The organism is Eubacterium sp., assembly GCF_057858645.1.
Map to the genome: position 1 here is coordinate 23,496 of NZ_DBLZZO010000007.1, position 12,922 is coordinate 36,417.

Below are 12,922 nucleotides of genomic sequence, written 5' to 3' on the forward strand. Positions count from 1 at the left end.
ATCCTCCTCTTTTCACAATAAAAAGGTCTATAAAAGACCTTTCATACTAACGCCCGAAATTTCAGACAACTAATCTTCTGTAGTAATATCGATATCTTCAAGTAACTCTGAAAATACTCTGCCAATGTAGTCCACCTCTGACTCATCATCTACTATTTCATATACAGCTTCTTCATCTTCGTCATTAGATATATCTTTCAAAATGTATGCTTCTGCTTCTTCGCTGTCACCTTCATCATCTGTTACAAGAAGGTAATTAACATTGTTAATTCTTGTTTCTTCAATAACATACATTTCAATTTCATTTCCATCTTCGTCTACAAAAATAATCTTTTCTTCCATTAAAAAACCTCTTACTTTACATATTTTTCTAATTCTTACTTGTGCGTTACTTTTAGTTATTTGTCCTATCTATTAAGATAATCCTCAAGTATGACCTTTGCGGCAACCATATCCACGTAATCATATCTCTCTTCTTTTTTGATTCCCATTAAATCCATTATTTCGTATGCTTCAACAGTAGTTAATCTTTCATCCTGAAATATAATTTCCTTGCCTGTTCTTCTCTCAAGCATTGAAGCAAATTCTTTTGTTTTCTCAACTCTTTCCCCTTCACTGCCATCTAACATTACAGGATATCCCAAAATTATTTTCTCAATATTATATTCTTCAATTATTTTTTCTATCCTGGCTAATGTTTTTCTCAATTTGTTTGGGGATGTTCTTCTTACAATTTCTAAACCTGTAGCCGTAAGTCCTAATTCATCAGACACTGCTACCCCTACAGTTTTAGAGCCAAAATCCAAACCTAATAATCTCACTATTTTGCCTTTCCAATACTAATTGCCATTAATACTTCTATTTGCATTTAAGTCCTTTAATTATTCATTAAATTATTCACCTTCGGCAAAAATACATAATTATCCAATCCTTTGTCCAAAGGGCATAAACATCCTGTAGAATAAAGAATGTCCTTTGAAAATCTACGACATTCTGCGCCCCAATAACAAAGTCTAGCACTCACCTTCTCTACAGAGCATTTCAAATCCGATATTCTAATTATTTTAACTTGTTGTTAATGTAATACTTCACAGCTTCTTCAATTAACTCATCACGTTCAACCTTCATAATAAGACTTCTTGCATTCTTATGACTTGTAATGTAAGTTGGATCACCAGACATAATATATCCTACAATCTGGTTTACAGGATTGTATCCCTTTTCTGCAAGTGCTTCATATACCTGCTCGAAAATTTCCTCTACTCCTAATTTCTGTTCCTGTCCTACTTTAAAAAACTGTGTGTGTTCTAAATTGTTCATCTTCTCACGTCCTTTTTATGCCATTGTTGGCAGTATATTTATAAGTTTAATATAAAAACTATCTAGTGGCAAGCACTATTTCGTCATTTAGGAAGTCTTGCACAATAACTTTGCAAATTTTACCTGAAAAATCGTCATTAGTTTCTACAGCCACCTCTATATAGTTTTTAGTATGACCTAACATGTAATTTTTTCCGTTAATTTCTTTGCTTTCTTCAAACAAAACTTCAATCTTTTTATTAATAAAATTCTGTCTGTAAGCTTTCATTAACTCTTCACCTTGCTTAATTAAAACTTCACTTCTCTTTGTTTTAATCTGCTCGTCAACCTGATTTTCCATCACTGCTGCTCTTGTGCCGTTACGCTTTGAATATTTAAAAACATGTATCTGTGAAAATCCAATCTTCTTGGTAAATTCAACTGTTGTTTCGAAATCCTCTTCAGTTTCTCCTGGAAATCCAACAATAATATCTGTTGTAATGGCAGGATTTTCATATATACTTCTTAGCATCTCACATTTCTCAAAATACTCTTTTGTTGTGTAATGTCTATTCATTGCCTTAAGCACGTTGTCGCAACCGCTCTGCATTGACAAATGAAAATGTGGGCACATCTTCTTAACATGTTTTAATCTTGCCACAAATTCTTCTGTTATAATTTCAGGATCAACTGAGCCAAGTCTGATTCGCTCAATTCCTTCAATTGAATCTGCCATTTCTATAACATCAATTAATGTTTTATCTTCGTCTTTGTAGAAGCCAAGATTGATTCCTGTAAGAACAACCTCGTGAAATCCTTTTTCAGATAATCTGACAATTTCTTCTTTGATGTTTTCCAACTTACGGCTTCTGATTCTGCCTCTTGCATAAGGTATAATGCAATATGAGCAAAAATTGTTACATCCATCCTGAATCTTTATGTGTGCTCTGGTATGTTCTGTAACTGTAGCAACTTCAAAATCTTCGTATTCATCTGTATTATTTATATCAATAACAAATGATTTTTCTTTATCTTCAAAATATTCTTTTAAAATATTTACAATATCTTTTTTCTTGTTATTTCCAACAACAATATCAATTGCCAAATCTTCTTTTATTTTTTCTGTTGCTGTTTGGACGTAACAGCCTGTTGCCACAACAACCCCTTCCGGATTTTTCTTTTTCGCCTTGTGAAGCATTTGTCTTGATTTTCTGTCAGCCATGTTTGTTACGGAACATGTATTTACAATATATACATCCGCCTTATCTGTAAACGGAACTATTTCATATCCATTGTTTTCAAGCAATTGTTTCATTGCTTCTGTTTCGTAGGAATTAACCTTACAGCCTAAATTGTGTAGTGCAACTTTAAGCATTTATTTCTCCTTTATAGCAAATTTACTAATTTTTTAAATAATTTTTATTATTTGTTGTAATTGAACATTCACATAATACGTGGTATTATGTAGGCATAAGAAATTGAGAGAGTGAGGTGTTTGAAAAATGAAAACAGTAACAATCAATCTAGGTTCAATAGACAAAGTAAAATCTTTTGTAAATGATATTACAAAATTTGATAGTGACTTTGATTTAGTTTCAGGTCGTTATGTTATTGATGCCAAATCAATTATGGGAATCTTTAGTTTAGACCTTTCAAAACCAATAGATTTAAATATACATAGCGAAACAGATCTTGATGAAATTTTAAGTGTTTTAGAAAAATATAAATAAGTTTAATTTCTTATGTAAGCCGGCTTTTCAGCCGGCTATTTTTTATGTAATAGAAATTCCAGAAGAATTTCTTATTACATAAAAAACCTTCTTAGAAACTTCTATTAACATACTCTCTCGAAAAAACTGTTCTTATTAACATTTCTCCACTTTAAACTAACACTTTTATCATGTCACTTATCTGTTTATTTTAAATCGATTTCTTTTAACCTTACTGAATTTTAATTAATTCTGCTGTATTAACCGCTTCTTCAAACATTCTGTCGATTTCTTCAGCTAACTTCTTTTCTGAATTTCTGATAACGTTAATGTTAGGTTTAGTTACAGGATGTTTTGCAACGAAAGTTGTACAACAATCTTCGTATGGAAGAATTGATGTTTCATATGTGCCAATATTCAATGAAATATCAATAATTTCCTGCTTGTCAAAAGCGATAACCGGTCTGAATACAGGCATTGTACAAACATCATTTGTTGCAGCAAGACTTTGCATTGTCTGGCTTGCCACCTGACCAATTGATTCACCTGTAATAAGTCCCTGAGCATTTTCTTTGTTTGCGAAATATTCTGCAATTCGCATCATATATCTTCTCATAATAATAGTAAGCTCATCGTGGGGACATTTATCGTAAATATACATCTGAATATCTGTAAAATTAACAACGTATAAATTCATTGGGCCTGAATATTTTGAAACTAATTTTGCCAAATCCACAACCTTCTGCTTTGCTCTTTCTGATGTGTATGGTGGTGCATGGAAATATACTGCATCAACTACAACACCACGTTTTGCAGTCATCCAACCTGCAACAGGGCTGTCAATTCCACCTGATAAAAGAAGCATTGCCTTTCCTGCTGTTCCTACAGGCATACCACCTGGTCCTGGAATAATCATTGAATAAATGTTAATATGATTTCTGATTTCTACATTAATTTCAATGTCAGGATTATGAACATCTACTTTCAAGCCTTCAAAAGCCTCTAAGATTTTTCCACCTAATTCTGCGTTAAGTTCCATTGAGTTCATTGGATAATTTTTTCTTGCACGTCTGGCCATTACCTTAAAAGTAAAATTCTTTTCAGGATATGTTTCATCAATATATTTAATTACCTGCTGTGCTAAATCTTCAAATCCATTATCTTCAATCTGAACCATAGGACAAATTCCCACAATACCAAATACATGCTGAAGTGCATTTACTGCCTCATCAAAATCATATTCAGCATTTGCTATTGCATAAATTCTTCCGTTTTCTTTTGTTACACTAAAATCTCCATCAATTTTATCTAATGCTCTTTTGGCGTTGTCAACTAAAGCATTTTCAAAAATATATCTGTTTTTTCCTTTTACACCTATTTCGGCGTACTTAATTAAAAACGATTTAAACATCTTTTCTCCTCCAACTATAAAATGTGTACTTACGCTCATATATTTCTCCTATAAAAATACTGGTATATTTGTGTTTTTTCGATAATCAAACGTGCTCTTCTTGTATGGTTCTATATGGATATATGCACTCTTATGCCTATATTATTCTTCGGTAATTTTCTGTGCTTACGTTTATGTGCCATTCTATCTACGCACGTATTTTCTCAAAATTGGTAACATTTGTTTTAACTGCTCTACGGCGTAATCAATTTCTTCTTTTGTGTTGTCTTTGCAAAAACTAAACCTAACTGTAGAACCAAGTAAATCCTTGCCAATGCCCATTGCCTTTAAAGTTTCACTAATGGCTGGCTTGTTTGAAGAGCATGCACTACCTGCTGAAATATAAACGCCTTTATCTTCAAGAGCGTGCAATAAAACTTCGCTTCTTACTCCACTAAAGCTTGCGCTTACAACGTGTGGTGCACCCTCTGCCCCTTTTCGACTGTTAATTGTCACACCATCAATTGTCTGCAAACTGTCAATTAGGTAGTCTTTTAACTCTGTCATTTTAGAAACATTTTCCTGCAAATTATCATAACAGTCTTTTGCCGCCTGTCCGATACCTGCAATTCCCGGAACATTTTCTGTTCCTGAACGCATTCCTTCCTGCTGACCACCACCTAAAATAAATGGATTAACTTTCGCATTTTTCTTTAGGTACATAAAACCTGTTCCCTTTGGTCCATGAATCTTATGACCACTAACCGTCAATACATCAATGTTGCTTTTTCTTGGTTTTATTTCCAGCTTACCAAAAGCCTGAATTGCATCAACGTGATAAATAACATTTTTATTTACACTTTTTATATACTTACCTATTTCTTCAACAGGTTCAATAGCTCCAACCTCGTTGTTTACATACATTATTGAAACTAAAATTGTATCTTCGCTCATTGCTTCTTTTAAAGCATCAATGCTAACAACGCCATACTCATCAACGGGCAAATATGTTACTTCGTATCCCTGATTTTCAAGATACTTCATTGGACTTTTTACGGAAGCATGCTCAACCATTGTTGTTATAATTTTATTACCGTTTCGCTTATTAGCTTCCACTGCACCTCTAATAGCCCAGTTATTTGACTCAGTACCACCTGATGTAAAATAAATTTCCTTTGGGTCTACCTTCAATATTTTAGCTATATTTTCCTGAGCTGCTTTTAAATATTTTTCAGCATTAACGCCAACCATGTGCATTGACGATGGATTTCCATAGTCTTCCACCATTACTTTTACAACAATATCTTTTACAGCTTCAGATACCTTGGTTGTTGCTGAATTATCAAAATATGCTTCCATTTTATTCCTCCATTAAGTACATTAAAACAGCCATCACTGTCATGCCCGCCGTTTCTGTACGCAATATTCTTTTACCAAGAGTTATTTCTTCTGCTCCATTGTCTTTTGCTGTTTGAACTTCCTCTTTAGAAAAACCACCTTCTGAGCCAATAAAAATTCCCACAGACATACCTGGTTCAATTTTTGAAATAATCTCTCTTGTATATACCATGTTTTTTGCTTCTTCATAAGGTATGAGAATCATATCCAGTTCTTTTGCTTTTTCCACAGCCTCTTTAAAAGTATGAACCTCTGCTACTTCCGGTATAATACCGCGCTTTGACTGTTTTGCGGCACTTTCCGCAATGGCATTCCAGCGTTTCACTTTATTAGCTGCCTTCTTTGCATCTAATTTCACTACGCAACGTTTTGTTGACATTGGCACTATCTGATAAGCACCAAGTTCCACCATTTTCTGTATAATGGTTTCCATTTTGTCACCTTTAGGCAATGCCTGAAACAAAGTAACTTTAATTGGTAACTCTCTTGTTTTGCCATTAATATCTTCTATTTTTGCTGTGATTTCATCATCTGCAATTTTCTCCACACTACAAATGTATTCCTTGTCACTTCCATCACTTATTAAGATTGTCTCGCCAATTTTCATACGCAAAACATTTTTTATATGATTCACGTCTTTTCCAACTATTACTATTGATTCTTCCCCAATTTGATTTGGTTCAACAAAAAATCTGTACATTTTTTCTCCTAAATATTTTACTGTAATTTTGCCATAACTGCGCGCCAATCGCCCTGCTTTACCACATCTGTTAATTGTAAATTTTCATTCTTTTTTACGGCTTCTTTTACATCGTCTTCTTTCATATAAATAATTCCTGATGAAATAAATATGCCGTTTGGTTTTAAAAATCTGTCAACTATTCCTGCTATTGGAATAATTACGTCAGCCAAAATGTTTGCCACAACAATGTCATATTTCTCTGTTTCAAATTTTTTCTGCATTTTTGTATCTTCCAATACATTTCCAGCAAGCACTTCCACATCGTCCATTAACATCTTATTTACTGCAAAATTTTCTCCTACAGCTTCAATTGCCGCCGGGTCAATGTCAGTCATTGTAACTTCTGCTGCTCCTAGTTTTTTTGCAACAATTGAAAGTATGCCGCTTCCGCAACCTAAATCCAAAACTTTATCTCCCGGCTTTACATATTTTATAAGCTGCTTAATACAAAGCTGAGTTGTGTCATGTTTTCCTGTGCCAAATGCAGTTCCCGGATCAATTTCTATCATTTCCATGTTCTTGTGACTTTCATCAAGTTCTTCCCAAGTTGGCTTAATGAAGAAATTATCTACTGTAAATGACTTGAAATATTTCTTCCAATTGTTTACCCAGTCTACATCTTCTGTCATAGTTTTCTCGATTGTGCCTTCACCTACATCTAGAAATGACTTTGCTTCTTTTAACTTTTCTCTCAAAGTATCAAGTAACTTTTCATTGTCCGCATCCTGTGAATCTTCCTCTGTGTAAAAACTTACATAAGCTGTTCCATCATCTTCCGGCAAATCTGCTAAATAATCTATAAATTGTGCTTTTTTCTCTTCCTCTGTTAGTTGTATATTATCTTCAACTTCCATACCTGTTATTCCAAGATCAATTAAAATACTACACACGAAATCACTTGCCTGTGTTGTAGTTTTCAATCTATATTTATTCCACTTCATAGAAACTCCAATCTTCTTTTCAATTCATATTTATAAATTATTACTATAAAACTAAAATATCATAACACACATAGAGAATTTAAGCAAATTTATCAATTTTCTTGTCATTTGTTTTCTTATCATTTTTAGATATTTTCAATCTTTCCACCCCTTTAGATTGTTATAACTTCTTAGGGGTGGATTTCCTGACATTTCTTCGATTTTTTCTTCTCATATTTTTCTATATTTTCAGTTTTTTCCACCCCTTTAGATTGTTATGACTCCTTAGGGGTGGATTTCCAAGGACTTCTTCATTTTTCTCTTATCATATTTTTGTATACTTTCAGTTTTTTCCACCCCTTTAGATTGTTATAACTTCTAAAGGGTGGAAACACCATAATACCTGCCATAACTGTATCCCCCGAACAATAGCAAATTAAGCCAAAAGACAAAAGAATGAATAGAGCCACACAAATAAGATATAACCAAAAAGAGCCGTGCCTTAACAACTCTAAATTGTTAAAGCGACAGCTCTTTTCCATCCATATTTCCTAAACTAGAAAAATTTCTTTTTCTTCTTTTTTGTTTTCTCGTGTTCTGATTTGTTATCATCAAATTCCTTTAATGAATTTCCTGAAATCTCGTCAAGTTTCTTGATTAAGTCTTTTTGTTCATTGTTAAGTTTTGTTGGAACCTTAACAACTAATGTTGAATACTGATCACCTCTTGCATTCTGATTGTGTACATTGCATACACCTTTTCCTCTTAATCTAATGCGGGTACCTGTTTGTGTTCCAGGCTTAATGTTGAACTTAACATCGCCATCTACTGTCTTAACACGAATGTCGCCACCTAAAGCAGCCTGTGCAAAAGATATAGATGTTGTTGTATATAAATCCATTCCATTACGTTCAAATTCATTACTTGGAATTACTCTGATATCTACAAGTAAATCACCTCTTGGACCGCCATTTGTTCCAGGCTCGCCTTCTCCTGTTTTTCTGATTCTCTGCATATCGTCTATACCTGCAGGGATATCAATTGTGATTTTCTTTCTTGTAGACTTGTAGCCTGCTCCATGACAGTCCGGACATTTTTCTTTAATGACTTTACCTGTACCATTACAGTCCGGGCAAACCTGTGTGCTTTGCATCATGCCAAACATAGTCTGCTGACGTGATACATACTGTCCTTTACCACCACATTTGCTACATGTTTCAGGAGATGTGCCTGGCTTTGCTCCACTACCTTTACAAGTGCTACATTCTTCCTTAAAGTTAATTGTAACTTCTTTCTTACAGCCAAATACAGCCTCTTCAAAAGTAATACGGAGTCCTGTTCTAACGTCGGCTCCACGTCTTGGTCCATTGCTAGGGCCTCTACGTCCACCGCCACCGAATAGGTCGCCAAAAATGTCTCCAAATCCACTTCCGCCAAAAATATCACCGAAGTCAAAATTGTTAAAATCAAATCCGCCGGAGCCACCTGCACCACCATCAAAGGCAGCATGACCAAACTGGTCATACTGTCTTCTCTTGTCTGCATCACTAAGCACTGCGTATGCTTCAGATGCCTCTTTAAATTTTGTGGCAGCTTCCTCATCACCCGGATTTGCATCGGGATGATATTTCTTGGCTAATTTTCTATATGCTTTCTTTATTGTTGCTTCGTCAGCGTTCTTATCAACGCCTAGCACTTCATAATAATCTCTTTTATCTGCCATGATCTATTTTAAACCTCTGTAAAGTCTCCATCTACTACATCATCTTCCGGTTTTGAACCTGCTCCCATGTCAGGACCTGCACCCTGTGCTCCTGCAGCCTGTGCCTGTTCATACATCTTTGAGAATAACTGCTGTGCAGAATTCATTAATTTTTCTTTTCCAGCCTTTAATTCTTCAACCTGAGCTTCTGTTGGTTCATTTTCACCAATTGCTGCTACTGTTGCTTTTAATGCATCAATGTCAGCCTGAACAGCCTGCTTATCAGCATCTGCTAATTTATCACCAGCTTCATTCATTGCTGTTTCTGTCTGTGTGATAATTGAATCAGCTTCGTTCTTAGCATCAATTGCTTCCTTACGTTTCTTATCAGCTGCTTCAAATTCTGCAGCTTCTTTTACAGCCTTATCAATATCTTCATCTGACATATTTGAACCTGCTGTAATTGTGATGTGCTGTTCCTTACCTGTTCCAAGGTCCTTAGCTGATACATTTACGATACCGTTTGCATCAATATCGAATGTAACTTCAATCTGTGGAACACCTCTTCTTGCTGGTGGAATTCCATCAAGTCTGAACTGACCAAGTGATTTATTATCTCTGGCAAACTGTCTTTCACCCTGTACAACATTGATATCAACGGCTGTCTGGTTATCTGCTGCTGTTGAGAAAATCTGGCTCTTCTTTGTAGGAATTGTTGTGTTTCTTTCAATAAGTCTTGTAGCTACACCACCCATTGTTTCAATTGATAATGAAAGTGGAGTTACATCAAGAAGAAGGATATCGCCGGCACCTGCATCACCTGCTAATTTACCACCCTGAATTGAAGCACCAAGTGCAACACATTCATCAGGATTCATCTTCTTTGATGGTTCATGACCTGTTAACTGTTTTACCTTATCCTGTACAGCTGGGATTCTTGTAGAACCACCAACTAATAATACCTTGCTAAGTTCTGATGCTGAAATTCCTGCATCCTTTAAAGCATTCTGTACTGGGATTGCTGTTCTTTCAACTAAATCTCTTGTTAATTCATCAAATTTAGCCTTTGTAAGTGTCATATTTAAATGCTGTGGTCCCTGTTCATTTGCTGTAATGAATGGGATGCTAATTTCAACCTGAGTAGCTGATGAAAGTTTCTTCTTTGCATCTTCTGCTTCAGCTTTAATTCTTTCCATAGCCATCTTGTCACCTGAAAGGTCAATTCCTGTCTTTGACTTAAAGTCTGCTACCATGTAGTCCATAACTTTCTTATCAAAGTCATCACCACCAAGTTTGTTATCACCGTTTGTTGCTAAAACTTCGATTACACCATCACCGATTTCGATAATAGATACATCAAATGTACCACCACCTAAATCGTATACCATAATCTTCTGTTCCCCTTCGTTATCAAGACCATAAGCTAAAGCTGCTGCTGTTGGCTCGTTGATAATTCTCTTAACATCAAGTCCTGCAATCTTACCGGCATCTTTTGTAGCCTGTCTCTGAGCATCGTTAAAGTAAGCAGGTACTGTAATAACAGCTTCTGTAACTTTTTCACCAAGGTAAGCTTCTGCATCAGCTTTTAACTTCTGAAGAATCATAGCTGAAATAGCCTGTGGTGTATATTCTTTTCCTGCTACATTTGCCTTGTAATCTGTTCCCATATGTCTTTTAATTGATGAGATTGTTCCTTCTGCGTTTGTAACAGCCTGACGTTTAGCCTGCTCACCAACTAATCTTTCTCCATCTTTCTTAAATGCTACTACTGATGGAGTTGTTCTTGCTCCGTCTGCATTTGTGATAACTGTAGGTTCTCCACCTTCCATAACAGCTACACATGAGTTTGTTGTTCCTAAATCAATACCAATAATCTTTCCCATTTTATTTTCCTCCTAATAAATATATGATTATTTCAAATAAAACTAATTAGCTACTTTTACCATACTGTGTCTTACCACTGTATTTCTGTATTTATAACCTTTCTGTAATTCCTCTGACACAACGTTTTCACCAAGTTCGTCATTGTCTTCATGCATTACAGCGTTGTGAAGTTCAGGATCAAATTCCTTTCCCTTCGCCTCAATTGCTTCAACTCCAATATCTTCAAGAGTCTGAAGTAACTGTTTATATATAAGATTCATTCCCTGTCCTACAGGTGATTCTAAATCTTCTTCACTAAGTGCTGCAACTCCTCTTTCGAAGTTATCAACTACAGGTAAAATCTTTTCAATAATTGATTTTGCGCCTGTTTCAAACATTGCTGTTTTTTCTTTATCACTTCTGCTTCTAAAATTTTGAAATTCTGCAAATAGTCTTTGATATTTATCATTAAGTTCTTCTATTTGCTCATCTCTCTTATCTTTTCGCTTGAAGCCTTTTTTCTTTTTCTTTTCAGTTTTCTCTTCTGAAGCATCTTCTGTTTCCTGTGTTTCCTTGGATTCTTCAGTCTTCTCTTCTGAATTCTCAACTTCTTGGTTCTCTTCCACTGCAGATGCTTCTTCTACATCTACTTTCTGGTTTTCTTCCAAGTCCTTATTTTCCTTTTCCATTGGACTTTCCTTTCTAAATTTATTCTTTGTCGTTAAAGTTTTCATTTAACTGTTCTTTTACAACTCTTAAGGTTTCAACAACCTTTTCATAATCCATTCGCTTTGGACCAATGATACCGATTGTTCCTTTGAAACCATCTTCTAATTCGTAAGTAGCAGTTACAACACTGCAATCCTTCATGGACTGAACCGGACTCTCGTTTCCGATGTAAACCTGAATTCCGGTTTCTTCATCACTTTCGTTAATCAATTCTGTTAGCTGTGACTTTTCTTCCAGTGTGGTAAGAAGCTGACTTGCTCTCTCCTTGTCACTAAGTTCAGGATATTTAAAAATATTTGTTGCACCTGATGTGTAAATCTTCATTTGCTCCTCAGTGGAAATAGCTTCTGTTATTGCCTTAAGCACTTCATTAACCAAATCCTCATATTCACCTGCCTGTGAAGTCAATGCTGAAATAACACCTAAGTTAATTTCCTCTAAAGCCAAACCTGCAAGTGCTGTGTTAAGTGCCACGTTAAGTCTCACTATCATTTCCTGACTTACAACTCTGTCAACATTAACAATCTTATTCACTACGTGGTTCTTATCGGAAACCACTGTGCACAACAACTGTTTTTCTTCAAGTACAGATAACTGTATGAATTTGATTTTGTTTCCCTGAGACTTTGGAGAAGAAACCATTGTGGCATAGTTTGTATTGTTTGCTAAAACCTTTGCCATATTCTGGAGAAGTGTCTCAACCTTGTCAACTTTTTCAATTAAAAGGTCTTCCTTCTCGCTAACCTTCTTCTCACGCTCATCTAATTCTGACATCTTATCTTTGAGCATGTGGTCTACATAAAATCGATAACCTTTATCAGTAGGAATTCTACCTGCTGATGTATGAGGCTGAACTATATAACCCATTTCCTCAAGATCAGACATTTCATTTCTGATTGTTGCTGAACTAAGATTCAGATCTGTGTATTTAGAAATTGTTCTTGAGCCAACCGGTTCCCCTGTCTCTAAGTAATTTCTAATTACTGCATCCAGAATCTTTTCTTTTCTTTCATTCAGTTCCATAGATTACTCCTTTCTATGGTTTTAAGACTATTAGCACTCGTGTTGTTTGAGTGCTAACATCTTTTCTATGGTCTAATCTATCACTATCAATATTCTTTGTCAACACTTTATTTTAAAAAGAATTGTAAATTAAATGTAAAAAAAAGT

At 35.0% G+C, this 12,922-nt stretch carries 13 protein-coding genes; 1 reads left to right on the forward strand and 12 read right to left on the reverse strand.

Annotated elements, in window-relative coordinates; translation table 11 throughout:
* Positions 1–69 precede the first annotated feature (69 nt).
* From ACZM4J_RS03705 to mtaB, 4 genes are all read right to left on the reverse strand, one after another.
* Positions 70–342 (reverse strand): DUF1292 domain-containing protein, encoded by a 273-nt coding sequence (locus ACZM4J_RS03705; protein WP_022165738.1) that lies wholly within the window; start codon positions 340–342, stop codon positions 70–72.
* A 65-nt stretch (positions 343–407) separates the two neighbouring features.
* Complete coding sequence (gene ruvX, locus ACZM4J_RS03710; RefSeq protein ID WP_302690248.1) at positions 408–821, reverse strand: Holliday junction resolvase RuvX; 414 nt, start codon at positions 819–821, stop codon at positions 408–410.
* A gap of 238 nt (positions 822–1,059) precedes the next feature.
* Positions 1,060–1,320 carry an IreB family regulatory phosphoprotein gene (locus tag ACZM4J_RS03715; RefSeq protein ID WP_022165740.1) on the reverse strand — a complete coding sequence of 87 codons (261 nt, stop codon included), beginning with the start codon at positions 1,318–1,320 and terminating at the stop codon, positions 1,060–1,062.
* Between the two features lie 58 nt (positions 1,321–1,378).
* Positions 1,379–2,674, reverse strand: a complete 1,296-nt coding sequence (gene mtaB, locus ACZM4J_RS03720) for a tRNA (N(6)-L-threonylcarbamoyladenosine(37)-C(2))-methylthiotransferase MtaB (protein ID WP_412622309.1) — start codon at positions 2,672–2,674, stop codon at positions 1,379–1,381.
* A gap of 127 nt (positions 2,675–2,801) precedes the next feature.
* Between mtaB and ACZM4J_RS03725 the strand changes: the two genes are divergently transcribed.
* Positions 2,802–3,029 carry an HPr family phosphocarrier protein gene (locus ACZM4J_RS03725; protein ID WP_118000269.1) on the forward strand — a complete coding sequence of 76 codons (228 nt, stop codon included), beginning with the start codon at positions 2,802–2,804 and terminating at the stop codon, positions 3,027–3,029.
* Positions 3,030–3,240: 211 nt separating this feature from the next.
* On the opposite strand, the gene thiI is transcribed toward ACZM4J_RS03725, so the two are convergent.
* The 8 genes from thiI to hrcA form a co-directional block, all read right to left on the reverse strand.
* Positions 3,241–4,419 (reverse strand): tRNA uracil 4-sulfurtransferase ThiI, encoded by a 1,179-nt coding sequence (gene thiI / locus ACZM4J_RS03730; protein ID WP_118437023.1) that lies wholly within the window; start codon positions 4,417–4,419, stop codon positions 3,241–3,243.
* A 183-nt stretch (positions 4,420–4,602) separates the two neighbouring features.
* Positions 4,603–5,757, reverse strand: a complete 1,155-nt coding sequence (locus ACZM4J_RS03735; RefSeq protein WP_412622308.1) for a cysteine desulfurase family protein — start codon at positions 5,755–5,757, stop codon at positions 4,603–4,605.
* 1 nt (position 5,758) lies between these two features.
* Positions 5,759–6,496 (reverse strand): 16S rRNA (uracil(1498)-N(3))-methyltransferase, encoded by a 738-nt coding sequence (locus ACZM4J_RS03740; RefSeq protein WP_412622306.1) that lies wholly within the window; start codon positions 6,494–6,496, stop codon positions 5,759–5,761.
* A gap of 17 nt (positions 6,497–6,513) precedes the next feature.
* Positions 6,514–7,479 carry a 50S ribosomal protein L11 methyltransferase gene (prmA, locus tag ACZM4J_RS03745; RefSeq protein ID WP_301956176.1) on the reverse strand — a complete coding sequence of 322 codons (966 nt, stop codon included), beginning with the start codon at positions 7,477–7,479 and terminating at the stop codon, positions 6,514–6,516.
* A 535-nt stretch (positions 7,480–8,014) separates the two neighbouring features.
* On the reverse strand, positions 8,015–9,181 hold the full coding sequence (gene dnaJ / locus ACZM4J_RS03750) for a molecular chaperone DnaJ (protein WP_412622304.1): 1,167 nt from the start codon (positions 9,179–9,181) through the stop codon (positions 8,015–8,017).
* 8 nt (positions 9,182–9,189) lie between these two features.
* Positions 9,190–11,043 (reverse strand): molecular chaperone DnaK, encoded by a 1,854-nt coding sequence (gene dnaK / locus ACZM4J_RS03755; RefSeq protein ID WP_022165086.1) that lies wholly within the window; start codon positions 11,041–11,043, stop codon positions 9,190–9,192.
* A gap of 42 nt (positions 11,044–11,085) precedes the next feature.
* Positions 11,086–11,712: a nucleotide exchange factor GrpE gene (gene grpE, locus ACZM4J_RS03760; protein ID WP_022165085.1), complete on the reverse strand. Its 627-nt coding sequence runs from the start codon at positions 11,710–11,712 to the stop codon at positions 11,086–11,088.
* A gap of 19 nt (positions 11,713–11,731) precedes the next feature.
* The gene (hrcA, locus tag ACZM4J_RS03765; RefSeq protein ID WP_022165084.1) at positions 11,732–12,775 is read right to left on the reverse strand and encodes a heat-inducible transcriptional repressor HrcA; all 1,044 of its coding nucleotides are present in this window, start codon (positions 12,773–12,775) and stop codon (positions 11,732–11,734) included.
* Between the last annotated feature and the right edge of the window lie 147 nt (positions 12,776–12,922).